The organism is Nostoc sp. C110, assembly GCF_043099725.1.
Lineage (GTDB): Bacteria > Cyanobacteriota > Cyanobacteriia > Cyanobacteriales > Nostocaceae > Nostoc > Nostoc muscorum_A.
Genome location: NZ_CP171142.1, coordinates 239,819 through 265,938, shown reverse-complemented (window position 1 = coordinate 265,938; position 26,120 = coordinate 239,819). Strand labels below are relative to the sequence as shown.

General features: G+C 42.3%; 27 protein-coding genes and 1 pseudogene. 18 read left to right on the top strand and 10 right to left on the bottom strand.

Going from position 1 to position 26,120, the window contains the following annotated elements; genetic code table 11:
• Window positions 1-235: 235 nt before the first annotated feature.
• Both ACFFRD_RS04150 and ACFFRD_RS04145 read right to left on the bottom strand, forming a co-directional pair.
• Window positions 236-508: pseudogene (locus tag ACFFRD_RS04150) on the bottom strand (hypothetical protein); the annotation flags it as partial.
• 238 nt (window positions 509-746) lie between these two features.
• Window positions 747-923 (bottom strand): hypothetical protein, encoded by a 177-nt coding sequence (locus tag ACFFRD_RS04145; RefSeq protein ID WP_185583089.1) that lies wholly within the window; start codon window positions 921-923, stop codon window positions 747-749.
• A gap of 75 nt (window positions 924-998) precedes the next feature.
• Between ACFFRD_RS04145 and ACFFRD_RS04140 the strand changes: the two genes are divergently transcribed.
• The 9 genes from ACFFRD_RS04140 (at window position 999) to ACFFRD_RS04100 (ending at window position 6,538) form a co-directional block, all read left to right on the top strand.
• Entirely contained in the window at window positions 999-1,322 is a 324-nt protein-coding gene (locus tag ACFFRD_RS04140) for a hypothetical protein (protein WP_185583087.1), read from the top strand.
• Between the two features lie 123 nt (window positions 1,323-1,445).
• Window positions 1,446-2,315: a hypothetical protein gene (locus tag ACFFRD_RS04135; protein WP_392476490.1), complete on the top strand. Its 870-nt coding sequence runs from the start codon at window positions 1,446-1,448 to the stop codon at window positions 2,313-2,315.
• Between the two features lie 213 nt (window positions 2,316-2,528).
• Entirely contained in the window at window positions 2,529-2,804 is a 276-nt protein-coding gene (locus ACFFRD_RS04130) for a hypothetical protein (RefSeq protein WP_392476488.1), read from the top strand.
• Window positions 2,797-3,000: a hypothetical protein gene (locus tag ACFFRD_RS04125; protein WP_392476486.1), complete on the top strand. Its 204-nt coding sequence runs from the start codon at window positions 2,797-2,799 to the stop codon at window positions 2,998-3,000. The genes ACFFRD_RS04130 and ACFFRD_RS04125 overlap by 8 nt, the downstream gene beginning before the upstream one ends.
• Window positions 3,001-3,024: 24 nt before the next feature.
• The gene (locus tag ACFFRD_RS04120) at window positions 3,025-3,483 is read left to right on the top strand and encodes a DUF1392 domain-containing protein (RefSeq protein ID WP_392476484.1); all 459 of its coding nucleotides are present in this window, start codon (window positions 3,025-3,027) and stop codon (window positions 3,481-3,483) included.
• A 43-nt stretch (window positions 3,484-3,526) separates the two neighbouring features.
• Window positions 3,527-4,198 carry a hypothetical protein gene (locus ACFFRD_RS04115; protein ID WP_392476482.1) on the top strand — a complete coding sequence of 224 codons (672 nt, stop codon included), beginning with the start codon at window positions 3,527-3,529 and terminating at the stop codon, window positions 4,196-4,198.
• Window positions 4,199-4,283: 85 nt separating this feature from the next.
• Entirely contained in the window at window positions 4,284-5,174 is an 891-nt protein-coding gene (locus ACFFRD_RS04110; RefSeq protein ID WP_392476480.1) for a hypothetical protein, read from the top strand.
• A 284-nt stretch (window positions 5,175-5,458) separates the two neighbouring features.
• On the top strand, window positions 5,459-5,914 hold the full coding sequence (locus ACFFRD_RS04105; RefSeq protein WP_392476479.1) for a hypothetical protein: 456 nt from the start codon (window positions 5,459-5,461) through the stop codon (window positions 5,912-5,914).
• An 18-nt stretch (window positions 5,915-5,932) separates the two neighbouring features.
• Window positions 5,933-6,538 (top strand): MT-A70 family methyltransferase, encoded by a 606-nt coding sequence (locus tag ACFFRD_RS04100; protein ID WP_392476478.1) that lies wholly within the window; start codon window positions 5,933-5,935, stop codon window positions 6,536-6,538.
• Window positions 6,539-6,603: 65 nt separating this feature from the next.
• On the opposite strand, the gene ACFFRD_RS04095 is transcribed toward ACFFRD_RS04100, so the two are convergent.
• The gene (locus ACFFRD_RS04095) at window positions 6,604-7,563 is read right to left on the bottom strand and encodes a cytosolic protein (RefSeq protein WP_392476475.1); all 960 of its coding nucleotides are present in this window, start codon (window positions 7,561-7,563) and stop codon (window positions 6,604-6,606) included.
• Between the two features lie 40 nt (window positions 7,564-7,603).
• Here ACFFRD_RS04095 and ACFFRD_RS04090 point away from each other — a divergent pair, with 40 nt between their 5' ends.
• From ACFFRD_RS04090 to ACFFRD_RS04070, 5 genes are all read left to right on the top strand, one after another.
• A complete protein-coding gene (locus tag ACFFRD_RS04090; RefSeq protein WP_392476473.1) occupies window positions 7,604-8,404 on the top strand; it encodes a DUF5131 family protein in 801 nt (266 codons plus the stop codon).
• A 119-nt stretch (window positions 8,405-8,523) separates the two neighbouring features.
• A complete protein-coding gene (locus ACFFRD_RS04085; RefSeq protein WP_392476472.1) occupies window positions 8,524-9,888 on the top strand; it encodes a hypothetical protein in 1,365 nt (454 codons plus the stop codon).
• Window positions 9,889-9,982: 94 nt separating this feature from the next.
• A complete protein-coding gene (locus ACFFRD_RS04080) occupies window positions 9,983-11,374 on the top strand; it encodes a replicative DNA helicase (RefSeq protein ID WP_392476470.1) in 1,392 nt (463 codons plus the stop codon).
• 96 nt (window positions 11,375-11,470) lie between these two features.
• Window positions 11,471-11,836 carry a four helix bundle protein gene (locus tag ACFFRD_RS04075; RefSeq protein ID WP_392476468.1) on the top strand — a complete coding sequence of 122 codons (366 nt, stop codon included), beginning with the start codon at window positions 11,471-11,473 and terminating at the stop codon, window positions 11,834-11,836.
• Window positions 11,833-12,006, top strand: a complete 174-nt coding sequence (locus tag ACFFRD_RS04070) for a hypothetical protein (protein ID WP_392476466.1) — start codon at window positions 11,833-11,835, stop codon at window positions 12,004-12,006. Before ACFFRD_RS04075 ends, ACFFRD_RS04070 begins: the two co-directional genes overlap by 4 nt.
• A gap of 132 nt (window positions 12,007-12,138) precedes the next feature.
• Here ACFFRD_RS04070 and ACFFRD_RS04065 read toward each other — a convergent pair whose 3' ends face one another.
• Together ACFFRD_RS04065 and ACFFRD_RS04060 are read right to left on the bottom strand one after the other, a co-directional pair.
• Window positions 12,139-12,516, bottom strand: a complete 378-nt coding sequence (locus ACFFRD_RS04065; protein WP_190894307.1) for a response regulator transcription factor — start codon at window positions 12,514-12,516, stop codon at window positions 12,139-12,141.
• A gap of 77 nt (window positions 12,517-12,593) precedes the next feature.
• Entirely contained in the window at window positions 12,594-15,530 is a 2,937-nt protein-coding gene (locus ACFFRD_RS04060; protein WP_392476464.1) for a response regulator, read from the bottom strand.
• A gap of 660 nt (window positions 15,531-16,190) precedes the next feature.
• Between ACFFRD_RS04060 and ACFFRD_RS04055 the strand changes: the two genes are divergently transcribed.
• From ACFFRD_RS04055 to ACFFRD_RS04040, 4 genes are read left to right on the top strand one after another with little or no spacing between them, the layout of a single operon-like run.
• A complete protein-coding gene (locus ACFFRD_RS04055) occupies window positions 16,191-16,745 on the top strand; it encodes a hypothetical protein (protein WP_392476462.1) in 555 nt (184 codons plus the stop codon).
• 29 nt (window positions 16,746-16,774) lie between these two features.
• Window positions 16,775-17,248, top strand: a complete 474-nt coding sequence (locus ACFFRD_RS04050; protein WP_392476461.1) for a DNA cytosine methyltransferase — start codon at window positions 16,775-16,777, stop codon at window positions 17,246-17,248.
• Window positions 17,175-17,456 carry a DNA cytosine methyltransferase gene (locus ACFFRD_RS04045; RefSeq protein ID WP_392476767.1) on the top strand — a complete coding sequence of 94 codons (282 nt, stop codon included), beginning with the start codon at window positions 17,175-17,177 and terminating at the stop codon, window positions 17,454-17,456. Before ACFFRD_RS04050 ends, ACFFRD_RS04045 begins: the two co-directional genes overlap by 74 nt.
• A complete protein-coding gene (locus ACFFRD_RS04040) occupies window positions 17,453-17,599 on the top strand; it encodes a DUF1392 family protein (RefSeq protein WP_392476460.1) in 147 nt (48 codons plus the stop codon). Before ACFFRD_RS04045 ends, ACFFRD_RS04040 begins: the two co-directional genes overlap by 4 nt.
• Window positions 17,600-17,949: 350 nt before the next feature.
• On the opposite strand, the gene ACFFRD_RS04035 is transcribed toward ACFFRD_RS04040, so the two are convergent.
• The 5 genes from ACFFRD_RS04035 to ACFFRD_RS04015 all read right to left on the bottom strand — a co-directional run bounded on the left by ACFFRD_RS04035 (window position 17,950) and on the right by ACFFRD_RS04015 (window position 25,990).
• The gene (locus ACFFRD_RS04035) at window positions 17,950-22,821 is read right to left on the bottom strand and encodes a hypothetical protein (RefSeq protein ID WP_392476458.1); all 4,872 of its coding nucleotides are present in this window, start codon (window positions 22,819-22,821) and stop codon (window positions 17,950-17,952) included.
• Window positions 22,822-23,019: 198 nt separating this feature from the next.
• Window positions 23,020-24,369 carry an ATP-binding protein gene (locus ACFFRD_RS04030; RefSeq protein WP_392476455.1) on the bottom strand — a complete coding sequence of 450 codons (1,350 nt, stop codon included), beginning with the start codon at window positions 24,367-24,369 and terminating at the stop codon, window positions 23,020-23,022.
• A 761-nt stretch (window positions 24,370-25,130) separates the two neighbouring features.
• Complete coding sequence (locus ACFFRD_RS04025) at window positions 25,131-25,271, bottom strand: hypothetical protein (RefSeq protein WP_392476452.1); 141 nt, start codon at window positions 25,269-25,271, stop codon at window positions 25,131-25,133.
• Between the two features lie 274 nt (window positions 25,272-25,545).
• Window positions 25,546-25,929, bottom strand: coding sequence for a glycosyltransferase (locus ACFFRD_RS04020; RefSeq protein WP_392476450.1), 384 nt, complete (start codon window positions 25,927-25,929; stop codon window positions 25,546-25,548).
• A complete protein-coding gene (locus tag ACFFRD_RS04015; protein ID WP_392476447.1) occupies window positions 25,877-25,990 on the bottom strand; it encodes a hypothetical protein in 114 nt (37 codons plus the stop codon). The genes ACFFRD_RS04020 and ACFFRD_RS04015 overlap by 53 nt, the downstream gene beginning before the upstream one ends.
• Window positions 25,991-26,120 lie beyond the last annotated feature (130 nt).

The following is a 26,120-nucleotide window of genomic DNA, read 5'->3' as shown; positions in this document are numbered from 1 at the left end:
TGTCTTTTACTTATTCTAATTAATAATACTTTGCACTTGGGTTCATTCAAGTCTTATTTTGGAATGCTTAATTTTATGAACAGAACATTTTGATTTTAATACCAGTAAGAAATAGTGAATTATTTTAGCTTTCCAGCTACGGATTTATACTTAATTTATCTCCCCATCTAAATTTCAATTGATGATGTATCAAAAAAATGTCTCACATCAGGTCATATAAATTGATTTTTTACTGCTTGTGAGAAATCCGGGATAATCTGCGATCGCGTAACTCAGTCAATGCCTTCCTTGCTTCAAAGAACGCTCGTTCTACCCTACGCTCCAAGTGGAGGCGATCGCTAATTTCCTGCTCGGTTAATTCTGGAACTTCAACGGCAGTAACGTTAATTGTTGCTGAACCTGGGTCTTCTTGCTGGGAGATATCCTCAAGGTCTTGGTCATCTGGTGGTGTACCGTCATTGGATGCAGCAGAGGTAGCTTTGTTACGCTTGCGGGATGGTTTAGTCATTATTCCACCCCTAGCTGAACAATACTTGAACGAATATCGAGTTGTGCCATGATAGAGATGTAATTAAATTGATATTAATTCCCCAAACCTTTTACTGAGGTTGGGGTTTTTCCTTAACTTGTTTACATATATATTTGCATCTGCGGTAGTCATCCTTTTTGCTTTGTCGGCATTGGTTCTACATTCCCGTGTATAAAATGTCCATCACAAGCAAAGCGGTATAAGCTTACCTACCGCGTTAAAACCCCAGGTGTATTTGTCGAGCTATAGCCGTCGCCAACACAGCATTTTTACGCACCAGCAGTTGCTTTGCTTCGTTAACTGAACAGTGTCGCAGTTTATATATGGCTTGGTGCAGTCCGGCGTAGGCATCCGTTGCACCGTTTATCGCTGTCTGTAAAGTTTGTGGGTTCATATTCTTCCAGCTTTGATGAAACTTTAAACTCGTAGTAGTCACCAAGCTATTTTACGTCAACTGGGAGATTACAATGTGAGTAAGAATGATAAAAGTAAACTGATGATTTCTCTCGATTCCGTTGACAGACTAAAATGGAGTTCTGAACTGGGGAAACGCTTACAATCTTTACGTGGTGAGATTCCCATGCGAACCCTTGCCGACAAAGTTAACAATAATGGTGTAACTTGCACTTACCAGTATATTCATAAGCTGGAGGTAGGCAAAGCTGAGGCCGTCTCAACTGATTTAATCGTGGCTATCTGCAATGCTCTTGATGCCGATTTTAAGCAGCTATTTCCGGCTGTATACATTGATCCATCTGAACTTTTGGCTATTTTACAAAAAAATGTCGCCTAACAGTTGATTTGTCTACTCCGAGTTGATAGAATAGGAATAACAAAAGACGACCGCCCCCGTCTGGACAACGAAGCGATCGCCCTTTGTGAAAACCTAACCCCTGTAGAGGCAGGAATATCAATTATGACCCATCCAACCTACACACAGCAAGCCCTCTCACGCTATACCCTCCCCCATCTCAAAAGAATCGCCGCCGAACGTGGCGTAACACCCACCGGGGACAAAAGAGCGGCTGACACCTGGGTAAACGCAATCATCACCCACCAATCAACCCAGCTTCAGAAAGTTGACAACCAAGCCCTGGCCCAAGCCGAACTCGACCACTTCATCGCTGACCAAGCCCAAGCTGTTGCTCCCGAACCCCTCACAATAGTCGAAATCTCGTTTGACCATCACGAATATTACGCTGATGACAAATTGGTAGCCAGCATCAGCCATGACGATGACCACTTAACGCAACGCTGGGTAGTCATGGTCAATGATAAAGAAGTATTTCGTGCCAATACCTCAATGCGTTGCGATCGCTTCATCTGCACTCACCACAAAGATGGCTCATTACCTGTGCAGGAGAAAGCAGAGGTGCAGGGGAGCAGGGGTGTAGAGGGGAAAAACCTACAACAACTTTCTCCTCTGCCCCTCTGCGCCTCTGCCCCCATGCCTTCCTCTTCGACCGAAAACCAAATCATGGCCCATATCTTCAACGAGTGCCAGAATTATGGGTTTGAAATTCTTGATGATGGCATTTACAACAACGGCGTGAAACTGGGGCAAGTCGGATGCACTAACGGTAACTGGTGGGTGAAGAGGCGTTATTCAGTCCAGCAGCAGTATTCTAACTCGGTGCTTGATGCTGTGCGCTCATTGTTGATGGTAGACGTGTCTACTGATGGTAAATCCATTTTTGATGAATATTTTTTAGACCAACCCTTAGAACAGCTAACTGGCGATAAATTGCAACGGCTGCTGGAGAGAGCAGAGTTAGTCACAGCGTAATTCAGAATCCAGGAGTCAGGAGTCAGGAGTGATTAAAGAAACAAAGAGCAGGGTGGAGAAGTTAATAAAATCTGCCTTTCTTTCTCCTCTTTTTGCCACCTCTTCCCAAAATTCTGACTTCTGAATTCTTCTCTCATTTTCCCTTCATTCACCTATTCATCTATGCTACCCACAATTTCAATCCCCCAACACTGGTCCTACCCTCGCTTTAACTTGGAACAACGTACACAACAGGGCATCATCCTGGGACTTTATTACTATCCCTCTGGTACAGAGTTAGCTGAACAATTTGATGATGGCTGGCGTTATGCGCTGATGCCTAACAAAAATTCTGATGAAATATCGTACTTGAAAGAGGATCAAATCCAACCGCTTACACCAGAAGAATTATTCTCAGAAATTACCGCAGAGATTGAGTTTTATCAACAGCAAATTTCTATTCTGCAACAACAATTAGCCGTATTAACCGGAGGTTTCACAAATGCCTAAGACGGTTGACCCCAGTTTTGACCGCAGAGCCAATCATTTGCTGCGTTCAATTCAGCTTTGTGGCGGTTGTGTACCTCTGCATCGGCTTCAGTTGCAATTCTCTGATTCAGTTATCCAAACTCTGCTAGATAGAGAATTGGTGCAAGTACAGAATACTGGACGCGGATTTCTGTTGGAGATTGCCGAGGATTTTTAGGTTATTAATCCCAGAGGAAAAAGCATGATTGACTACGTTAACGCACTTAAAACCAGTTGGTATATCTCCCCGCCTTGGGGTCAAACAATTCCGCCCGTTGAGGTAAATTTCCTGGAGAGAGTTTACCTGAAAACTACGAGAACATTCGGTTACTGTTCTGGTGTCCAGTGGAAATATGAATGTTGGCTTTATACAATCATTTGTGGTGATGAAATTGTTCACGCTACAGAACATCAAATCATTGGGACTGGTCAATTAGAAGCTCTCACGGTGCAAAAACCTGCTTTCATTTTAGGGCAGAAAGTAATCCTTTGTTCTTATGGTGATGACACAAAACAACGGCTGATTTTAGGAGTGGTACTTGTGGATAAGTTTTGGTTTTACCTTGTCGAATTGGTATCGCCAAAATTAGCTGAAACACCGACCATACTTAATCGCTTTTCGTTGGTTGGTGAACAAAGCTTGGTACGCGTGAATGTCTAATTCTCTCTAATCAACAATGAAAAACTATTACCCAACTAAAGTTATGTCAAAAATCGAAGTAGCCCAAATCATCGATCAGATAAAGCAAGAAATCACTGTTGACTCTAATAGTATAAATAAAATCAGTATTAGGGCAGTAGAAAGAATAGCTGGAGTAAGTAACGGAACAATTTGTAAAACTTTAAATACATTTAATTCAGAACCTTCAAAACTGGCACAAAAAATCCAATTGCAAGGCATAAGTATTGATTCTTGGCGCATTAACGGTATATCTGATGATGTCATTTATTTAATACTTGAATATTATGCCTTTGAAGCTGGTAAACGCTGCACTAAAAGGGCAAGGCAAGCTATTAAGCATTTTAGCAAATACAAAAATTTTGATGGTTTGGTTAATTCGGAATTTACCGCAGGACAGTATTCTCCAGAAAACCAAGTAAAACTTTCTCTTATCGAAAAGGTTGAAAAAATGTCTCATCCCGTAGTTGAAGTCAATACTCCAGTTGGGAAAATAGACATTTTGACTGATCGCGAAATCATAGAAGTTAAAAAAGCGTCTGCATGGAAAAGTGCTGTAGGACAAATATTAGTCTATGGGCATTACTATCCTAATCATCAAAAAAGGATTCATTTATTTGGAAAGTGTTCTGTAAGCATTAAAGAAATCATTCAGACTCATTGTGACCAATTTAATATTCAGCTTACTTGGCAATAGCTCAACTTTATAAGCCCACTAACTTTCATTATGGCTTCGATTATTACTACAACTATTCACTTTTGAAAAAACCAGAGCAACGATTATGTCACAAATCGAAATCATTCAAATCATTGAACAGATAAAGCAAGAAATCACTATTGACTCTAACGGTCATGGTAAAGCCAGCATTCGGGCAACTGCAAGGCTTGCAGATGTACAAGATTCTTCGCTTCGTCGTGCGTTACTAAGTGCGGCACTGCAACCCTCTGCATTAGCCCAAAGCCTTATACAACAAGGCTTTAGCCTTGCGGCACTGGAAACCTGGAATCAGGGAATACCTGATATGGGTGTTGCTGCCGTTATTGAATATTACGCTTTTGATGCTGGGCGGTACTGCAAACAGCAAGCCAGACTTGTATGCAAAGCTTTTAACCGTATCGGTGTTCGTGCCTGGATGCAAGACATTCTGGGCTGGACAAAACCCGCTACTCAACCACAAGAACAACCCACTACACCAGCCCTCCCCCCAGTTGAACAACGATTGCATACTCTTGTCCTGGCAATGAAAACTTTAGCTGAATTAACCGGTGGCAGACTCAACCCGTACATGGAACAGCAATTTAAAGACTATGCCGGGAACCTTCTGGCTGAACATAATAGGAAATTGCTAACCGCCACAGAAGAACGCTGGCTTGGCGTGGTCAATTTTGCAGAGAGCGAACTCGGCAAGACAGTTCCCACTAAAGGCTCCCATTATCGCGGACACCTGGGTACATGGGTGAGAACATTCTACCCACACTTGGGCGATCGCCAAGAAACGCGATTGGTTAACGGTGTGCAACAGCCCATCTATGTTTACGCTTGCCACGAGCCGACTGTTGCGGCTGGGTTGACCAAAGCTGTAAAAGAGTTCTTCGCTCATCCCAGTCCTGGAGCAGCGCTAAGGCAGGCAGGTGCTTTCGCTAGTAAAAAGGAACCAGTGCTGACCAAGTGAAAGCGAACGCCCTCACCACAGGAACGTTCGCTAACTAAAGATGGAATTTTTTGCTGAAGCATCGAATATTACCAATAACATTAAAAGCTTCTCTTTCATGCAGTCAAGCAACTAACAGTATTTTGAAATTATTTGTTACAAAGAGGGCTTCTCTAGCAAATAATACACATCCCAGAAAGTGTCGTCACTTCAGGATTCCTAATAATCAAAATAAAAAGCGATTGCCGCTCAATAAGTAACAATCGCCACACAAAAACACTCATTGCATCTCTAGAGTAACAACAATGAAAGCCATAGTTACAGTAGTTGAAAAAATCACATCGGAAGCTCACATTAATATTCCTGACGGTTTAGCAGTAACAGCAATTAAGCAGCATATAACAGACCGCTATAACAGTGGCGAGATGCTGACTGAGATGAACATTTTCCACGTTGATTTTGAATCAATTAGCGCTCACATTGATTCAAAACCTTATATTACTTGGCATCAAGGCAACCCTTGCGATCGCCGTCAGTATTACTTCTGTAAACTTGGAAGATTTACTTTGACTTTGTTAACTGATACAGAGCAAAACCTAACTCGTACAGAAGTTTACTTTGGGCATCACAAGCAACTTATTTATACGTCAGAAAAAGACATATCCATTGATTTGGCAACAGTCGAACTCCAAAATTTCTTAAGTGGATTAGCTGTTGAACTTCAGACTTTAAGCCACATTGAATTTCCAGAACAAGTTTGAAAATAACAGGAGTTAAACATGAGACTAACAACATTAGAAGGTCAATACCAGTGCATCGTGATTGACCCTCCCTGGTTCTATCGGCTGAGAAATCAGGATAAAACTCACCGAAACCGCATTAACTACAAGCCAATGCACATAGAAGAAATACTGTCATTGCCTGTTCCAAACTTAAGCAATCCCACGGGGTCAGTTCTCTGGCTTTGGTACACCAACAATCACATGATTGAAGCCGCACACTGCTTAGAAACATGGGGATTTGAACTCAAGACTATTTTGACTTGGGAAAAAGTTACCAAGGATAACACTAAAACACATCTAGGTGTCGGTCATTGGTTGCGGAATTCGACTGAACATTGCGCTTTGGCTGTTCGTGGGAATGTGAAGGCTTTTGCTGGACGGACACTCACAAACCAGTCAAGCATCCTGCACTCTCCCAGGCGTGAGCATTCACGTAAGCCCGAACAGTTTTTTGAACTTGTAGAAAAGCTGTGTCCTGATATGACCAAGCTGGAGATGTTCGCACGTTCGTCTAGAATTGGCTGGGATTGTTGGGGTGATGAGGCTCTGAAGTTTGATCAGCCTGTTGAGGAACGTGATGGAGATACTTCGTTAAGTGCTTAATTAGAGCTAATTTAAGCACTTAAAGCGTACTGAACCTAGAAAACTAAATATTAAATTCTTCAATGCTAATTTTCTGGCAGATTGTCAGTTGTAGAGGACTGGTATATTTGACGCAATTCATCGACTGTAGTTGCTGTTTTTATCCCATTTCTCACTGCTCTTAATAGTTCAACGTCTTCCAACGATGAAATTTCTGGCACTAGGTTTAATGCTTCAGGGCCAAACTTGAGTTCCAAGCCTAATTTTATTGCTTCCACCAATTCTTCCATTCGGGCAATTCGCTCAAATGATGTCACGTACTGCATACGTTGTTCTGCCTCTAATTGTTCTACTTCCCGTTGAAATTCTCGCTCTAAATCTAATGGTAGCGTCAACATCCAGTCAATAAAAGCCAAAAGGTTAACAACAGCCTCGCGTTCAAACCCTTGCTCATACAACCGACGCACTAAATTCAGTTTTGATTGTTTCCTTTGCGACCTATTACTGCGGGTTTGCACTGCTGCCAAGTGAGCCATGACCACCGTAGCAAAGGGGTTACGACTGGCTTCTAGCTCCAACAACCTTTGTTGATAGTCTAGCAGCTTGATTACAGGAAACTGAAAATCAACCGTACAACCAAACAAATTGTACCCAAACTGCGATGGTCGCCAGTTGATGTTGTCATCCCCCAGTATCGCGCATGATGCAACAGAGCGATCGTAACGGTCAAAAATTCGATAGTTGTATACAAACATACGTTTCGGGAAATCGCTTTCTTCCTGGCTTTGGACTTCGACATGGATCAATAGCCAAGATTCTTCACCCCCGATACGGTAAATTTTCACCAATTTATCGATCAGTCGCTTTCCTAATTCCGCATCACGGACTACTTGCTGTAGCTCCTGATCTAGAAACTCAAAACCACGACTCCAATCAATTTCACTGTGTGCTTGGGGAAAAAAGAACAACATGAAGTCTTGAAAATACAACTGTAGTATTTGCTTCCAAGGAGAATCGTATTCAGTAAAAGGTGTTTTATTAGCCATTTTCAAATGTATTGTCTAATTTCAAATTGCAGAGGTGTTTATGCCAACAAACATAGAATGGACAGACTTAACAGATAATATCATCCGTGCTAAAGTCGGCGGTTGGTGGTGTCAAAAAATCTCAGAGGGGTGTAAAAATTGCTATAGCGAAAAGCTGAATCAAAACTCTTTCTTTGGCGGAAACAAGCAACCCTACTCTGGACAACCACCAGAGCTAGTGTTAGATACAGAAGCTATTCGGAAATGGGGATTCCAAAGGAAATCTAAGAAGCATTTCGTTTCTTCAATGACTGATGTTTTTGGTGAGTGGGTTCCGCGTTTTTGGCAACATGAAATGCTGGACGGAATGTTCGTTGCTCCCAATCAAATATTTCAGATTCTCACCAAACGCCCAGAAATTATGCTGTCATCTATGGATGAATGGCTTTCTTTTCATAGATTAGACAAGTTACCTTTAAATATTTGGCCAGGAACTTCGATTGAGAATCGCCGCACTTTAGAAGAGCGTAGTCAATTTCTTGCTCAAATTCCGGCTTTAATTCGGTTCTGGTCAGTTGAACCATTGTTAGAAGATTTGGGCGATATCACTCACTACTTGAATGATGTTCAGTTAGTAATTATTGGTGGTGAATCTGGCCCAAATTCCAGACCATGCCACGTCGAATGGATTAATTCAATTGTCCAACAATGCCAACAATCGAAAACACCCGTATTTGTGAAGCAGTTGGGGGCGAATGCAATATTTCGGGGACAGCGATTCAAAACCCGTGACAAAAAAGGGGGAAAAATTGAAGAGTTTCCTCTTCATCTGCAAGTTAGACAATTTCCGTTTGATGCGTGAATAAAGCAAAACCCCCGCCTGTAGCGCAGTGCGGGGGAAGAATAAACTCACAATTTTTGAGGAATGGAGAATATAACCATGATTCTAGCAGAAAACATGATGAAAGGAGGTCTAGAAAGATGAATTGGCTCTCTGACCAAAACAGTTTTCTAGCCTGGGAATCGCGTTCTAGGGACACGATAGAAGTCAAACGTTGTTATGTAGACGTGGCTGGCGGTGACTTAATCGCTGGAATTTTACTTAGTCAGATCATTTACTGGCATTTACCGGATCATGAAGGGCAATCCCGACTCAGAATTGAACGTGAGGGGCACAAGTGGCTGGCTAAAAAGCGTGATGATTGGTGGAAAGAGTGCAGAATTACACCCAAGCAATTTGATACAGCTATCAAGTTATTAGAGTCCAAAAATCTAATTGTGACTGCGCTTTACAAATTTGCTAATAGTCCAACTAAACATATCCGAATCGACTGGGAGAATTTTCTTGAACTACTAAATCTTGTAGTTCAAACTCCATCATTAGCTCCTGAACATATCAAAACACAAGTAGCTTCTGGTTCTGACGAAAAAGTGAATTTCCGAAAAGGTGAAAATGGAATTGCCGAAAAGGTGAAAATGGAATTTCCGAAAAGGTTAAATTCCAATTGCCGAAAAGGTGAAAATGATCTAATAGATACAGAGATTACTTCAAAGATTACTTCAGAGATTACACACAATGCGCCCCTGGCTTCGCCACCCGCGCCCCCCACCCAAGAGAGTGTGTGTGAAAAAGAAGAACTTGATTTAACAACGGAAGAAATTGAACTTGAAGAACCAATTCCAGAAAAACCAAGTCTAGAAGAACCAACCCCACAACAACCCACTTCGTTGTTAAAAAAATCCGAGTCTTCGCAACAAACCGATAAACCCTCAAGAGGATCAACTATTGCGGGGGGGTCGTTCGACAAATCCGAACAATCGAATAAGCTGCAACTAACCTGTCCCTACAAGACAGCCCGGAACGTGAAAGAACTGATTGATGCTTGGTTAACAGACCCGACTGCTATGAGTGATGATTGTGTGCCCCTACTTGTTAGAGACTCAATCAAGTGGAATCGCTGGGTTTTACCTTGGCGCAATGGAGAGCGAAAGCTAAATAACTTGTACCAGAATTTCAACCCGATAGTCGTGGACTTCCTAGCACAAGAATTAGCCACTAAATCGAAACGCTCTGCACAACAGGAAATAGATCATGCGATCGCAGTCATGAACAGCTGGGAGAAAACCAAAGGTGGGTGGACGAACCTAATGCAGCGCTATAACCAAGCTCATAGTGCCGAAATTCAACGCCTTGCCCAACAAAAAGCCATACAAACAGCTCATGCTGCCCCTAATGAGTTGAGGGCAGTACTACCCGAAATCAGACAGGCACGGAGATTTAGCAACACAGGAGCCAGGAGCCAGCAGTCAGGATTCAGAATTGAAGCTTGTGCTGCTGCGGGATGAATCATCGCTTCAAACAAGAAATTTCTTGTTAATTCTGGCTTCTGACTTCTGATTTCTGAATTCGATTTACAAAAGTAGCATAGGAGAACAAGCGATGTTTTCACCAGATTTTGCCCCAGATAACGTAGTTTCAATGCCTAACCGCTTGCCACCCCAGGCGATTGAAGCTGAAGAAGTAGTACTCGGTGGCATTTTGTTTGACCCCGAAGCGATCGCTCGTGTAATTAAGATTTTGCAACCAGAAGATTTTTACGTTGCTTCGCATAAGGACATTTACCGAGCCGCAGTGCGATTGCACCAGTCTCAGCAACCAACGGATTTATTGTTTGTCATCAGTTGGCTGGAATCTCATGGACTGTTGCATAATATTGGCGGAAGAAATAAACTTGCATCCTTGCTTAACTCTTGCGTGTCAGCAGTTAACATCGATGCCTTAGCAGAGTTAATTCGAGAAAAAGCGCAATTGAGGGCGGTGATCCAAACGGCTTTACAAATGGCACGCTACGCGATGGATGCTCCTTTGACTGAAACTACTGCCACTTCAGTCATCGAAATGGGGCAACAAAAACTTTTAGAGTTGCGCCAATTAACTACACCTTGTCAGATGAAGCTAATGGCTGATATCATCCCTGACGTTTATGCCGAGATTGAATTGGCCAATAACGGTGAAGATGCGATTGAGGTGAATGTCCCCACCGGATTCTATGATTTGGATTCGGTAATTGGCGGGATGCCCTTCGGTTCTTTGACCGTTGTTGGAGGTCGCGGCGGCATCGGCAAGTCCACCTGGGCATTAGATATTGGTATTAGGGCTGCTGCTAGCGGCTTAACAACCGCTTATTTCGCTTTAGAGATGTCTGCCTCACAAATGGTCAAAAAGACTCTTTCAAGGCTGGCAGCGCCTCATGTTCCTGCTGACTTGCTTTTTAAACGCAATGCACTCCGGGAATCTCACTGGAATCCTTTGGCTCAAGCTTGTGCAGAGGGAATGGCGTTACCATTTTGGTTAAATGACAACCCTGTAATCACCACCTCACAAATCAAGGGTGATTTGCAAGATATACAAGCTCGTTGCGGTTCAGTCAGTTTGGTGATTGTGGACTATGTACAGTTGATTGAACCAATGCGCCGTGAACGTGGCGAAAACCGTGTGCAAGAAATCGACTCCATCCTGAAACAACTCAGGGCGATCGCTAAACAATTCAATTGCGCTGTCTTGGGTTTAGCGCAGTTAAAAAGAGAAGTTGATTCCCGCTCCGAAAAGCGTCCAACCAAAGCTGATTTTCGAGAATCTGGAGGATTTGAACAAGAAGCTGCTGTGATGTTGGGTTTGTATCGAGAAGATTACTACGACAAACAGACCACCCAAAAAGGCATTTTTGAAGTTTCAGTTTTGAAAAGTCGGTTTAGTAGTGAGACGACTGTTAATCTCTTGTTTGATGAACGATTTGGACAGTTTAAGAATTTGGCTAAGTCTAATTATTAAAACCCATGAAAGCGCTATCTGTTCGTCAGTCTTGGGCAATAAACAATTCGCAATTCGCAATTCGCAATTCGCAATTATTAACTAGGAGTAAAAGAAATGAACCAAAAAGTTAGTATTGCTGATAGAACGAAAGCTTTGGCAATAAGGATAGTTAAAGCTTGTACTTTTTTAGATGAAAAACCCGGAGTCTGTCGAACATTATCTAAACAGTTACTCCGAAGTGGCACTTCTATAGGTGCAAATGTTAAAGAAGCTCAATCTGCCCAATCTGATAAAGACTTTCTAAGCAAATTAGAAATTGCGCTTAAAGAAGAAAGAGAAACTGAATATTGGTTAGAAATATTAATCGAGGCAGAATTGGTTGATAAAAATAAGTTTGAATCCTTACTTCAAGAAACTAGAGAAATCGGAAAAATCTTAGTTGCATCTACTCGAAAAGTTAAAGAGAAAATCAAGCAATGAAATTAATTGCGAATTGCGAATTGCGAATTGCGAATTGTTTTGGCTGGGGGATGGCTGGGCAATACCATTGGAAGCTGGAGAATCCGCGAGAGATTACACCGATTCCTTACATTGGGCAGTTAGGAATTTTTGAAGTACCCGATGATTTGGTCATGGAGGTGGCTGCATGACTAAAACAGCCCCAAGCCAAAACCAGTATTTGACTGGTGTTAATCTCAGTAGTAATAGACCTAACTAAATCAAATGCGATCGCCTGCGGTAGAATGGAAGCGAAAGCAGGTGAAAAGCATTCAAAATTTTCCTCAAAAGCCCAACACCTGCATTGATTTTTCAAGTACTTCTTTGGGGCGAAATGGTTTAGTTAAATATAAATCTGCGCCAACCTCAATTCCTTTTTGTTTATCAAATTCCTGTCCCTTAGCTGTCAAGATCACAATGTAGATGTCAGTCATTTGCAGGTCGTGTTTTACAATATGGCAGACTTGCAGACCATTCATTTTAGGCATCATCACATCAAGAAAAACTAGGTTTGGTTTTTCAGTTTTAATAGTTTCGAGGGCTTCTTCTCCATTTCGAGCAGTTAGAAGTTCAACACCCTCGTCTTCTAATGCTTCTAGGGCTTGTTCCATCAAAATCAAGATATTGGGTTCATCGTCAACAATTAAAATTTTCTGAGTCATAAGATTGGGAGGGAGTGGGGAGTGAAGAGTGGGGCATTGGGTTAAACTAATTTTTGACCAATCCCCAGTCACAGCGATTACTGTTCGGACAGCATAATAAAAAATACATTTTTCAACTCCTTCTCAAACCGTAGGGTTTTCACCATGTCGGCTTCTTGAGAGAAAATAGAATCGATGATGATCATGTCAGGTTTGGCTGACCGAGCTTTATTGATGCATTCTTGGGGATCAGAGGCTGCAATCACGCTGTATCCCTGAGTTTGTAGTACATCCGATATGGTTTTTAAGGTTGAGGCATTTTTGTCCACAACCAATACCTTTTTACTGGAAGTACCTTGGGAAAGCAATGAGCCAATTTCATTGAGGAGTTTCTGTGTGTCAATGGGCTTGGTGAGATAGCGATCAATGCCAATATGGTAGCCTCGTTCTTTGTTTTCAATAATTGACAGAATAATGATCGGAATGTCTGCGGTCTGGGGATCATTTTTGAGGACGGCTGCCACATCGAAGCCGTTGATTTGGGGCATCATCACGTCCAGCAGAATCAGGTCGGGACGGGCTATTTTTATTTGATGAATAGCATCCATGCCGTCTTTCGCTTCCCGAACATTATAGCCTTCGGTTTCCAGTTGTTGACGAAGCAATTCCCGAATGTTGATATCATCATCTACTATCAGAATTGTTTTGCTGTTTTGATTCAGCACAGGGTTTGTGGTGATGACGTGTTCTTTAAGTTGTTTGACTAGCGCATCCAGATTCAGACTGGTACTGGTTTTGCGATCGCTAGCAGAGGTGGGAATGAGGAACGAGAATATGCTACCCTTGCCTGGTTCACTCTCCACCCAGATTCTACCACCGTGATGATCGACGATTTGTTTACAGATGGGCAGTCCTAGCCCTGTGCCTTTGGGTTTATCGGTGAGGGTGTCGCCAACTTGGCGGAATTTCTCAAATACTTTTGGCTGGTCTTCAGGTGTAATACCAACGCCTGTGTCAATGACGCTGATGCAAACACCTTCGTTCTCTTGTTTAACGCGGCAGATGACAGAACCGGATTCGGTAAACTTAACGGCATTAGAAATCAGGTTGATCAGGACTTGTAGCAGACGATTGCGATCACCTAGTATCTGAGGCAGTCCAGGTTCTATCTCGCACACTAACTGCAAGCCATTAGTTTCAAACAACCCGGCGGTAGAATTGGTTGCCCAATCTAGTAATTCGCCAGGATCGAGGGGTTGCATCTGCCATTCCACCTTACCTGCTTCCATCTTGGCGATGTCCAATACATCGTTAATCAAAGATGTAAGGCGTTCTGCTTCTGACACAATAATGTTGAGATTGTCACCCACCCGCTTAATCGTTTTCTGAAGTTTACGGTCTTCGGTAGGAAGTATTGGAAAAACATCAGTTTCCAGCTTTTCTTTAATGATCGACGCAAAACCGAGGACAGAAGTTAGTGGTGTCCGCAACTCGTGGGAAACCGTAGAGATGAAATCGGTTTTCATCTGATCGATCTCTTTCTCATCTGTCACATCCCGAATCAGGATCACTGAGCCTAGCCACTTCCTCGACTCATCTTTAAACGCTTCTTTAAAGATGGTAGTTGCTAGAGCTTGACCAACCCGACCTGCTGCTAGATCGACCTCAGCTGTGAAGATTTCTCGTGACTGCTTGTGGGTCTGTTTTACCAAATCAGCAATTTCAACTTGAGAAATTTCTTGATAGTCTTTTCCTTTAAGATCAATGTCGCCAAGCTGGAACATTTTGAGTAGCGCCGGGTTAAAGCGGGTGATCTGGCCAATGGTGTTGGTTACTAGTAACCCATCTGCTAGATTGTCAATAATCGCAGTCAGGTCAGCGAATGTTGCTTGCAGTTCTGTGTCTGTTTGTTGCCGTCCTAAGCGGGATAGGACTAATAGCCAGGAACCCACCCCAATCAACCCAGTCAGAACAACATAAAACAGCACGAATCGCTTAAAAGAACTTTGCGATCGCGCATTTAAGGTCGCAGGGGGAACATGAGTCAAAATTTTCCAACGGTAAGACTTGGCATCCACCTTCTCTTGACTGGAATCAAAGGCGCGGGTCGCCCCCGTACTGGATTGAGCTTTTTGAACTTCCAGTAGAGGATACAGGGTTTTAAAGGTGAATAATCCTTCAGCCGTTTGGAACTGCCCCGACTCCGTTGTGGCTATCTGCTGCCAAACTTTCGGAAAGGCTTTTGCAAAGGTTTGGTTTTTGCGGTCTTCGTACATAAAGCCCCACTCATTCTCTGGCTTTGATCCCTTAAGCCAATAACCATCAGCATTGAGTAGCAGCATTTCGCCTAAAGTTGTCGAGTTTTCTTTTTGCAGATTCTGGATAAATTTCTCACCTAGATAGTTAAGCACAACGATGCCGCGTTTTTGCCCCTGAGAATCAAATACAGGAGTGCCAAAACGGATCATTGGTTTGAGCGGTTGTTCAATTTTGCTCCGCTCAATATTTAGATCCAGTGGCGAAACAAAGACCTCACCTGATTTGAGGGGTAAGGTATCCTTAAACCAGTAACGCTTTGCTTGGACTTGCAGTTTTTCGTCAGGGACAACGCTGGGCTGACCTTTATTAAAGTTGACTCTGACAATTTCTTTACCAGTTGTGTCAAGAAAGCGAATCTGGTCATAGAGTTGCTTCTGCTGAGACATGGAAAAATACTCTTTAGCGATCGCCTGCCTCAACTCCAGTGTTTCAATTGTACCCCCAGGTCGGTTGAGTATGGACTGTAGTTCGTTTTGGGTAGCCAAAAACATCAAGTCTGACTTAATTAAATTGAAATCATTAGCAGCTATTTTGGTTTGCAGGTCAACGTTACGGCTTTCGTTGATCGAAATTGCGCCCCGTTCAGTTTTACTCTCTGCCTGATGAATGATGATCAGCACGCCCCCGACCAGGACGGACAGTGGTAAGAAAGTGATCAGGAATTGCTTGAGAATTCCTTGGTGAGCGATTTTCAGTAATTTAGGGTTTTTTAGCATAAGAGAGTGGTCAGTACTGAGTAATCAGTGGTAGCGGAGCGTTTATTTCAAATAGATAATTTCTATATTTTCAGAATTTGCCGGAAAGCTAACTTGTTGTCGGTTCCACTCCCGATCTGTAAAGGCAATTATTTCTAAACCATCTAGGGATATAATAATTTACTAATTAATAAGACTAGTTTTCCCAAAAAGATGGGCTATCTAACAACAAAGTTGAGCATTAGCAAATACATTTAAATTCCGTACCAGAGGCATCTTTGCGTCTACAGAAATCGCTTACTTTTTGATGAGTTATAGAACCCATTTGATATCTTTTTTCTAGGTAGTGGTTACTCTTTTGAGCATCAATCTGATAAAACAAAGCTTGAGCTTGGCATTGTCACAAGCCAGTGTCAGGTCAAAATTTTTAACTAAACTCTTACATCGCTCCACCCAAGCGTTTGACTTTTCAATTACCCATTTAGCGGCAACAGGCACAAATCCAGATTTCTCATTAGCTTCTTTTTCGGCTAACGATTGCTTGGCTGAAAGTTCAAATTGGATGAAAGCTCATGATTTGAGGATAAATCTGCTTTAACGCTTGGGTAAGTTTCTCAAGAGAAGATAAACGGGGTATAGAAAGGGCGAAGTATCGGCTCAATTCCCCCTGGTGCTGTGCCAATGATTCGTCTAATGCAACAGCAGGGGGCAACTAGGGAAGATATTATCGCCTTTATCAAAAAAGCGAAAACCAAAAAGACATCGCCAAAATTAGATGTCTGCAAAAATTTTGATAACACAAAAATAAAACCAGTTCTTCCAGATGATGCTCCGATCGCTGTAGTACTTTTCGCGGGTGGCGGTGGGATTGAAGCGGGGATGGTGCAAGCCGGGATTCGTCCGGTCATTGCGGTGGAGTTCGACCCCACAAAACCAGACTTGAGCAGGGCGTTCGTCGTTCGCGTAGCGTCTCGTAGAGAAGACGTTGCCGAAGGCATCGCTCTCAATCATCACCGCAACTTTAACGAGTATGGCTGTAGAATAATCCAACTAACAGTTCAAGAAGTAGCGCAGTCAGGATTTTTAGGTTTTCCGCGCTGCCCCGATTACCTCCACGCCTCCCCGGTGTGCGCCAACTTCAGTCAAGCTCACACAGCTAAGGCGGGTAAGGGTATTGAGACGGCTGATGATCTGAGTGCAGCGAACCGACAGGTCGGCGCTTCGCTATCGCAGTAGCAGAAGCCATCCGACAGTTGCAGCCACGGGTGTTTACTCTCGAAAATGTCCCACGCTATCAGAATAGTCAGAGTTTCAGTATCATCCTGAATGCTTTGGAGCAAGAGGGGTACACAGTTGATTACAGCGTGGTCAACATGGCTGATTTTGGGCTACCCCAGGCGCGACGGCGGTTAGTTCTGGTTGCAAGTAGGGGGTTTCACGTTGCAATACCCGCTCACAGAAAACTAATAGGTTGGTACAAGGCGTTCACGAAGTGTGCCGAAGGTATCGCCCATCTCATCCCCGCGATGCCTGATTCACAGCTTCTACCTAAACAGCAACAAGCTTTAGAGAAATTTTTAGCCGGGAATGCGCCAACACCACTGTTGATTGAACGGGTTGGGGGACGCAAGTTACCCAAGTACAAGCCAGGGTCGCAGCCCGCTAATACCATTCTGCGATGGCGCAAGCGCCCGCCGGAGGCGATCGCATTTCACAAATCACAAGGGCTGCAACCGTAGTAAGTTCGCTGATATCTGGTTGCCGGATGGTACGGTCAAGTCTTTGTCTATTGAAGGGGCTGCAATCTTGCAAGGGTTTCCGTGTTGGTATGAGTTTCCCAACGAGACTGCTACGGCTGGGTCAATTATCGGCTATTCTGCCCCTCCTAGTTTCGCAACACAACTATTTATATCTGCACAGAGCAAATTATTTGGAGTGACTGTATGACTAACCTTGTCCAAAACTTGGAACAGTGCTGGTACATTTCTCCACCTTGGGGTCAACAAATCCTGCCTCTACTGGTCAGCCTGTTAGAGCGAGTCTATATTAAATCTGCCAAAGCTTTCGGTTACTGCACTGGTGTCGAATAGTCAAAACACGGGTGGAAATACAAAATCAACACTTGTAATACCAATATTATTGTTTTGGGAAGTGAACTTATTGGTACGGGCAACTTATCCTTCTTCTCTCATTTTCCGAAAACATTCGTCATTTCTGACTTTCAGAGCTTTTATACAGGAAGCGATCGCCAGATTTTTTCTTAATAACAAATACAAGACCAATTTTTTCTAATAGTATAGCTTGTATTGATTGCCTTATGGATATTCTAGCAATCACCTTCCCAGAAAGTGACAGAAGAAGAGTATGTGGGGTGGGGAGGTTGGTTTCTAATTAGAAAGTTCATGCTTTCGTCTCAAGTCTGGCCTTCGCTGCTTGAATATCACTTACTAGAACACAAGGCTCTATCATCCTTCATTATTTTCTGATTAGTCTGCAAATAATCATGTAGCAAATTGCAACCCCGTGCCAGTAATTTTTCCAGTTGGATATCTGCCAAATTCTGAAAAATCACTGTACCATTACCACTACCCACAGCCAGAGTCTTACCATCATTACTAAAACTGACGCTGGTTAACTCTTGCTTATCACCTTTCAAAGCAATCAGCAACGTCCCTTCGCGGTTCCAAATCCTCACTTTGTCATCACTGCTAGCAGCTAAAGTCTTACCATCAGGGCTAAAACTTACACTAATAAAACTATCACCATCACCTGCAAGATTACTTAGCAGATGACCATCTCGGTTCCAAATCTTCACGGTGCTATCAATACTAACTGAAGCAATTTCTTGAGTATCAGGCGACCAAGCAACCCCATTTACCCCGCGATTATGACCAATTAAGGTGTATAGCAATTTACCATCTAAACTCCAGATTTTCACGGTTTTGTCATCACTGGCTGAAGCTAGCAATTTACCATCTGGGCTAAAACTTACCCAATTTACTGCATCTTGATGCCCTTGTAAGGTGTTGAGTAGTTTACCGTCTCGACTCCAAAGTTTTACTGTTTTATCTTTACTCGCCGAGGCAATTACTTGACTATTAGGCGACCAAGCTACACTCAAGACGGTACTATTATGACCTTGTAAGGTGTTGAGCAGTTTACCGTCAACACTCCAAAGCTTAACCGTTTGATCTTTACTAGCCGAGGCAATTACTTTACCATCTGGACTGAAACTAACACCCCAAACTTGACCTTCATGCCCAGTAAAAGTACGGAGTAATTTACCTTCGCGGCTGAATAGTTTTACAGTTTTGTCTCGACTCCCTGCTGCTAAGGTGCGATCGCCTGGGCTGAAACTGATGCTAGTTATCCAGTCATCATTATCGGCTGCTTTGGGTTTTCGCAATAATATATCGTCCCAATGCCAGAGTTTAATAGTTTTGTCCCGACTTGCAGAAGCTAGGGTGCGACCATCTGGGCTGAAGCTGACACTGTTAACCCAGTTATTATGTCCCTTCAGGGTTCCCAGCAACACACCTTCAAAACTCCAAAGTTTGATTGTCTCATCAGTACTGGCGGAAGCGATCGTATTTCCATCGCGGCTAAAATTGACGCTGGTAACTCCAGCACTATGACCTGATAAGGTTCGCAGGAGTTTACCCTCCAGATTCCACAGCTTGATTGGCTGGTCTAAGCTAGCAGAAGTGATCGCTTTCCCATCAGGCGACCAAGCAACGCTCAAAACTCCATCCTCATGTCCTTGCAAGCTTTTGAGCAGCTTACCATCCCGACTCCACAATTTCACCGTCATGTCAGCACTCCCAGAAGCTAGGGTTTGACCATCGCCTGACCAAGCGACACTCAAGACTGCACCATCATGTCCCTGCAAAGTTTTGAGCAGCTTACCATCTTGACTCCACAGTTTCACTGTCTTGTCTGTACTCGCCGAAGCAATAATCTGTCCATCTGGGCTAAAACTGGCACTATTCACTACACCTTGATGCCCTAATAAGGTAACAAGCAGTACACCCTCTCGACTCCACAGTTTCATCGTCTTATCTTGACTGGCGGAAGCAACAATTTGACCATCTGGGCTGAAACTGACGCTATTAACTACATCTTCATGCCCCGACAAGGTTTTAACTAAGCTACCATCAGTATGCCAAAGTTTAATTGTAGTATCCGCACTAGCTGAAGCAATTAAAGAGCCGTCAGGACTAAATGTAGCATTACTTACTCCAGATAGATGCCCTTCTAAGTGGTTATATTCTCTCAACCCAGAAACTGCTTGATATAGCGCCGTCTGCACTTGCTCTCTTGTATAGGAATCTACCCAGATTGCTTGTTGTAATTTTCTCCCCGCTTTTAAACCTTCTTTTAAAGAATCAATACCTTTTTGCGAGGCAAAGAGGGCTTCACTGGATGCACTGAGGGTTTTAATTTCGCTGTCTACTGCTGTCACGATGGAGATACTTAATCCAAATATGGCTAGCACAGAAGCAGCCAGTGCTATCATTAAAGCACGGTTTAACTTAGTTTCACTTAGCCTTCTTAGTTTTCTTTCTTCTTCCAGTTGTACTATTAATAATTTTAATCGTGGTTCTTGTTGCTGACGGATAAATAAAGCCAAGTAGTCATGCACTAGTTGATAACGATCAGTAGTATTTTCTGGTAACAAAGCTACCAACCCGGATTTGATAAAAATCTTTAAAATTAAATCTAAATTCTTGCTTGCTGAAACTTCATCCTTTTTAATTTTAGATACTCTCTTTTTTAAAAAGCTTACATTGAAAAAATAAAAAATACTAGCGATTTTTTTCCCCCTTAATAAAGATGGGAGATTAGCTGAAAGTGAAATATTAATTAAGAAAATATATTGCTGTAAATCTTTTTCTAATGCTACACGAGTTTTCAGTGGACGAATTCCTTGTTCATCTGTCAGAAAATATAATAACAATTCTGCAACTTGCTGATTCTCGATCCCACAATCGTTAACCACTTCTGCTAAATAGCGTTTAGCCAATTCTTCTTTAGTACCGCTTTGCTGATATTGTGCCAGAGTTATGATATTTTCTGTTTGCAATTGCGCTCCCACAACCTGTAATTCAATAGGACGTACTTCACCCAGTTCTCCTGCTAAATCTTGAACTAGTTGGTTAACTAAAGCGATTTCCAAATGAAAAGTAGTAGTTTCAGTTAAACGCTGGATAATCAACTTGGTATCATCAGGTGAAAAGTTTCCTAAATTGTAGAGTACATTACTGCTAAGAATATCCTTGCCAATAATCGTCATGCTGGACAAACGATTGCACTCTAGTAAATAATGCAGATAATCCACTCGCAATGCTAGAATTACTTTCACTGAAAGAATATTGAGACACTCACCCAAAAACTCGAAAAAATGCTGTCTTTGTATTTCTTGGGTGTAAGTAAAGAAAAATTCTTCAAACTGGTCAAAAATCAGCACTGTACGTAGGTTATGCTGTTCATTTTCGTGCAGTTGAGAAATTAATGAGTTAGGAGATGTTTGAAATTTTTCTTTAAAAATCTCAAGCTCCTTTAGCTCTTTATTCCTAGCTCTACTTTTCTGTTGCAATGTTTCATGTATTAACCGCCCTAATTCTTCTACCCAATTGGTGTAAACCCGTATTGTTACAGGGAGATAATCTTGAATGCCTACACTTTTATTTTTTAAAGCTGGAACTAATCCTGCATTTATCAGCGAACTTTTACCTACACCTGACTGTCCATGAATGACTGTTAGTTTGTGATCATGCCGCCCCAGTCGTTCTACTAATCGCTCTACATCCAATAGGCGACCTGATGCAGCGATTTCAGGAGCAATGCTTTCTTGAATTCCAGCTTTACTTAGGGTTACAAGAGTTTGCTTGGTTGACTGTAATCTTCCTGCACCAATAAACGCTCGCAGACCAAACTGTTGTTCAATAGACCTCTGCTGCTGTTTGGTTTCATAAGCTTTGAGATATTCTTTCTTCTCAAAGTAGAGACGCTGCAAGTAACTGAGAATATTCAGATGCAGATGTAAATCTTTTATCGGACTGCTAGCATTTCTTGCAACTTCTAGGTTTTGAATTGCCTGTTGGGATGAGCCTAATTCATATTCAGCCTGCGCCAAAATAAAGTGATACAGGGTTAAATCATTTGGTATAGCTGATTCTTCTACGAGTTCAGATACTACTTTTGGACTATCTATTACTTCTACCGTAGAAGGTACTGTTAAGATATCTTTTGCTTTTTGCGCTAAGTGTTTAGCTTCACTCCAGCGCGACTGAGCCAGCGCAACCTGGGCTAAAAACCCGTAATCTTTCGCTAATTCTATCGGCTGATTGTTAGCTTGGTGTAGTTCTAAAGCTTGTTGTGCTAAATATTTTAGTTGCTCCCACTCCTTCAAATCACGCAAGATATTACCAAACCTAGAAATAGAATTAGCAGTTAAATCTTGCCTATTAGCTTTGTTGAGAAATGTAATGTATTCTTGCGTATACTGCCGAGTAGCCTGCCAGTCTTTATGAGCAATATCTTTAATTTTAGAAGCTTTGAGATAATAACAGTAAGCTATTTCACCAAGCGTACTAACTTGTTTTTCTGATTTATTCAGGTGTTGCCATAGCACTCTTGCTTTTTGGTAATACTTTAAGGCATCGTCTATTTTATTATTAGTTTGTTTTACCAAACCCAACAGTGATGCTAAATTAGCCTCGATTTCTGGGCTATCAGCCAAAATATCTCTCTGTGCTGCCTCTAGTTCTAACTCTAGTATTCTGTAATCGTTTACGCTAAAGCTACCACTAAAATATTCATCAGCCAGTTGTTTAATGAATTGGGCTAAATCAGTAGGTGCGATCGCAAAACTTCTACTAGTACCCCAGCTTTCCAAGTCAGGGGCAATCTCCATGATGGTGTGATGGATTTCTTCACTAATCCACACGACTACAGGAATAGACAAGTTTTTGCGGAATTCTTCGCGTACCTGATTAGCACTTGTCAACATCTGCGGTAAATCGTGCAATGATTCCCAGCCAACAATCATCAGAGCTTGTGTATCTAGCTGTAATTCTGAACGGATTGCAGTGTAGAGCGTTCTTTCTGATTCCTTGAGTTGCAATACCTGAATCTTAATTTTACAGATTTCGCTTAACCTTTCTATCAAGCGAGTCCGTAAATCACTATAATTACACCGCGCCCAAATCAGCTTAAATTGTCCCACCGAAGCTTGAAGCGTCCAAGCTAGCTGTTGTAGCGATCTCTCATAATCTGTGGGTTGATTTTCTGGCTGGCGCTGTGTATCCATAGAATTGGAGAAGAAGGGTAAAGGGTAAAGGGGAAGGGGAACCAATTAATTAGGAAACAGAGATTTTAAACAGTTATACGCGCATTATCTTCTTTAACATTCTCCATATTTAAAAATACTTGCTCTATATATTGTGGGGAAAAGCTCTTATAATTGCTTCCTTTCCCCCTTCCCCCCTTTTTAAAATTCACTGTTCCCTCAATTAGCTAACTCCACTGCCTCTGCCAATATCGGGTTTAAATCAAACCAGGATTCGCCCCCATCTCGGTATTCAAACACAAATCTACTACGGATTAGCTTTTGGTATCCTTGGTCATCACTGACTTTCTTCTTTCGCTTAACATAACGTAGTAATTCCCACTCCGAATCTGAAATCGGCATCATCATCTCATTACGACGAGAGCGAATCACTTGCTCTAAGGTATTGCGGGAGAGCGGCAGTGTCATTTCCTCCTGTATCAAAGTATTGAGCAACCTGAGCAAATCTCGCACATGACCACCACTCAGTCTGCACAGGCGTTCTAAGGTTTCTGCACTGTCGAAAATTTCAGTAATGTAGTTTAACCGCTCGTCTGGTTGTAAATCAGGGAATGCCCTCGCTAACACCATCTGCTGCATCAACGCCATTCCCTCAAGATGTATGCTACTGTCTGGCCATTGCACTGGAACCATCGGCAGTACCTTCGGATCTTCCGGGAATCTTTGGGTCAGCATTCCGTAATCATTGGAGAACTTCAGCGCCAGGGGCATTGTGAAAACTAAATGGCAATTCAGCTTTGTCAAAAACTCTCCCTGATCCACAAACAGATATTCCTGCTGTGGGCGACCCCACGGTTTAATTCGGTTATCTATGCGGTCGAGGTTATCGACAATCACCACCAATCCCTTTTTACCCTGCTGCTTCAGTTTGGCGATCGCCGGCTCTAGTAGTTCTCGATTAATCGCTTCCAGTAATCTGGTTTTCTGTGGCCCCAAGTATTGGTTGAGTTTTTCCCGCAGCATCGGGTTGTTTTTCGTCTTCGCTGTGATTTCTCCAATTCCCAGTGCTAAGGAGAATTTCTCCTTTTCAGTAGACAAGCCAAGATCACCAACTGGTGTCTTTACCTTAAATGCCGTTACCTCAGAGTCCAGTACTCTCAACGCACCTTGCAGCAGTTCGTGGAATTTGTTCGGTTCATCAAGCGTGATTTTCTCCAGACTTTGGCTTACACGGTGGGCGATCGCTAGCAAGACATCTGCAATGTCTACGTCTGTCATTTCCAAATCTTCGCTGGATTCAAAATACACCACATGAAAGTCCAGCGCTTCGAGTTCTACCTGTAACCTGATTAGTTCTGTCGATTTCCCACAGCCTATATGACCAGTGAATAAGGTGCAGGTCGGTTCGTTCGCTTTGAAGAATGTGATTTTCTGCTTCAGCTTGCCAATAATATCGCCGCCCCTCACAGAGGAAAAGTCAATGTAGTACTTCTTATCTGAACCTTGATTCACGTACAAAGTCCGGCTGGGGTCTGTTCGCTGGAAAAACTCTAGTAAATCTATGCTCATAAATAATTTAGTAAGTACTCAATACTGAATAATTTTTAATAGAAGAATAATTAGCTATTTTTCCAGTTATTAAATAAGACTACACTGCTTTTCACCTCATATCTTAAGTGTTTGTGACTTCACGTGAATATTCAAGCTCCTTGCAGTCTCAAAATTTTCTACCATAATCAGATTTAACCGTTACTTGCTTTGTGAACGTGGGATAGGACGTAACTTACGACTGCAAGAAATAAAATAGGGGACTTTTAAAGTGTTGTCCCCTGGTTTATATAGAAGTTCGATATGTACTATTCTTCAGCTAGAGTTTTGTATTTTACGCAAAAAGAACGAAAAATTTTTAAAGCTGCACTATACAAGGATTAAACGCAATAAACCAAGCCCAATACAACACCCTTGACCTCAAGAGAACAATCGCATGTAGAGGGGCGGTTGTAACAAGGGCGCATGATTGGCAATCGCTTACGTTGGCACACTTTCACAAAAATACTCTACTGAGTTATTCACATCAATAGAGTATATAAAATTACATTTATTACCTTTCACTAAAATTTATTTTATACAATAGTAGGTAGTTAACCTCTGTATAAGTACTGCAAGTATTGATTGTAGCGATCGCCAACTTTTCTTTTCCATTAATTCACCTCCACATAGTTAGTGGAGCGACAAATTAAAAAATCGCTGTACAATTTCAAGCAATTCATCTTGACTAAAAACGATTGTCTCTTGCCATTAATGCTGACCTTGGATTGTATACGCACTCATCACCGTTCATCCCGCAACCACTCTAATCCAATCCTCAAAGCTGCCTCCGCCGTGTAATAAATCTTTTGTTCCCCGAATATGCCACCTGTCCGGCTGATAATCCGAAACTGCCAGCAATGCCCTGGCGTGTAAAAAACCATTAGGACACTGCTGTTGACACAGAGTACGGTATCAACTTTCACTTGGCACATTTACTGCTGTTGTGGGTGTGATGATGTATTTTAATAAAAGAACTCAGGAGTCAGGAGTCAGAATTCAGAATGACTCCTGAACGAAAAATCAATGAGTAAAAGGGTTCAAATTCCCGCTGTCTATACGGTGTCTACAATTGCTTAGGGTTTGAATCTCCAACCAATTGTGATTCTGAATTCTGAATTCTATCTTCTGACTTCTTCTTCAATTGTCTGGGATTTCTCACCCAATCAAACCCAAATGCCGATGAAATACTTCAACAGCATTCGCCACACCATCTTCACCCCTGATTTTCTCACCCAACTCTTGTGCTTTCTTCCGCATCACCTCATCGCCCAGTACGATTTCAATCGCTGCTACTAAAGTTTTATCTGACACTTGATTGTACGGTATCGGCGCAGGGCTGACTCCCAACCGAGTTAGCTTTTCACCCCAAATTGGCTGATCTGCAAAAAAGGGTACGGTAACTGATGGTGTCCCTGCACGTAACACTGCCGCCGTTGTACTAGCTCCTCTATGATGTACAACTGCTGGCACTTGGGGAAACAGCCAATCATGTGGAACTTCCTTGATCACAAACACTCGTAGCGAATCTTTTACATTCACCGTTGGTTACTTCATGCCCCGCACGTCTTAAACCAATAGCCAAAGCGCAGTATGGTTGCAAATCTCCTCTTGAACCTACTGTTAGGATCGTAATCTTCAGTTTTCGGCTTGGTGCTATAGGTAAACTTTGGCTCAAATGCTTTTTCAAAAATGAAAACTCCAGTATCCAAAAATTGTACTAATTTCCTGTG

What these genes read in the sequence shown, in the direction of transcription:
- ACFFRD_RS04145 (WP_185583089.1), bottom strand. Translation starts at nt 923, where the DNA reads ATGAACCCACAAACTTTACAGACAGCGATAAACGGTGCAACGGATGCC.
- ACFFRD_RS04135 (WP_392476490.1), top strand. Translation starts at nt 1,446, where the DNA reads ATGACCCATCCAACCTACACACAGCAAGCCCTCTCACGCTATACCCTC.
- ACFFRD_RS04125 (WP_392476486.1), top strand. Translation starts at nt 2,797, where the DNA reads ATGCCTAAGACGGTTGACCCCAGTTTTGACCGCAGAGCCAATCATTTG.
- ACFFRD_RS04120 (WP_392476484.1), top strand. Translation starts at nt 3,025, where the DNA reads ATGATTGACTACGTTAACGCACTTAAAACCAGTTGGTATATCTCCCCG.
- ACFFRD_RS04115 (WP_392476482.1), top strand. Translation starts at nt 3,527, where the DNA reads ATGTCAAAAATCGAAGTAGCCCAAATCATCGATCAGATAAAGCAAGAA.
- ACFFRD_RS04110 (WP_392476480.1), top strand. Translation starts at nt 4,284, where the DNA reads ATGTCACAAATCGAAATCATTCAAATCATTGAACAGATAAAGCAAGAA.
- ACFFRD_RS04105 (WP_392476479.1), top strand. Translation starts at nt 5,459, where the DNA reads ATGAAAGCCATAGTTACAGTAGTTGAAAAAATCACATCGGAAGCTCAC.
- ACFFRD_RS04100 (WP_392476478.1), top strand. Translation starts at nt 5,933, where the DNA reads ATGAGACTAACAACATTAGAAGGTCAATACCAGTGCATCGTGATTGAC.
- ACFFRD_RS04095 (WP_392476475.1), bottom strand. Translation starts at nt 7,563, where the DNA reads ATGGCTAATAAAACACCTTTTACTGAATACGATTCTCCTTGGAAGCAA.
- ACFFRD_RS04090 (WP_392476473.1), top strand. Translation starts at nt 7,604, where the DNA reads ATGCCAACAAACATAGAATGGACAGACTTAACAGATAATATCATCCGT.
- ACFFRD_RS04085 (WP_392476472.1), top strand. Translation starts at nt 8,524, where the DNA reads ATGAATTGGCTCTCTGACCAAAACAGTTTTCTAGCCTGGGAATCGCGT.
- ACFFRD_RS04080 (WP_392476470.1), top strand. Translation starts at nt 9,983, where the DNA reads ATGTTTTCACCAGATTTTGCCCCAGATAACGTAGTTTCAATGCCTAAC.
- ACFFRD_RS04075 (WP_392476468.1), top strand. Translation starts at nt 11,471, where the DNA reads ATGAACCAAAAAGTTAGTATTGCTGATAGAACGAAAGCTTTGGCAATA.
- ACFFRD_RS04070 (WP_392476466.1), top strand. Translation starts at nt 11,833, where the DNA reads ATGAAATTAATTGCGAATTGCGAATTGCGAATTGCGAATTGTTTTGGC.
- ACFFRD_RS04065 (WP_190894307.1), bottom strand. Translation starts at nt 12,516, where the DNA reads ATGACTCAGAAAATTTTAATTGTTGACGATGAACCCAATATCTTGATT.
- ACFFRD_RS04060 (WP_392476464.1), bottom strand. Translation starts at nt 15,530, where the DNA reads ATGCTAAAAAACCCTAAATTACTGAAAATCGCTCACCAAGGAATTCTC.
- ACFFRD_RS04055 (WP_392476462.1), top strand. Translation starts at nt 16,191, where the DNA reads ATGATTCGTCTAATGCAACAGCAGGGGGCAACTAGGGAAGATATTATC.
- ACFFRD_RS04040 (WP_392476460.1), top strand. Translation starts at nt 17,453, where the DNA reads ATGACTAACCTTGTCCAAAACTTGGAACAGTGCTGGTACATTTCTCCA.
- ACFFRD_RS04035 (WP_392476458.1), bottom strand. Translation starts at nt 22,821, where the DNA reads ATGGATACACAGCGCCAGCCAGAAAATCAACCCACAGATTATGAGAGA.
- ACFFRD_RS04030 (WP_392476455.1), bottom strand. Translation starts at nt 24,369, where the DNA reads ATGAGCATAGATTTACTAGAGTTTTTCCAGCGAACAGACCCCAGCCGG.
- ACFFRD_RS04025 (WP_392476452.1), bottom strand. Translation starts at nt 25,271, where the DNA reads ATGGTTTTTTACACGCCAGGGCATTGCTGGCAGTTTCGGATTATCAGC.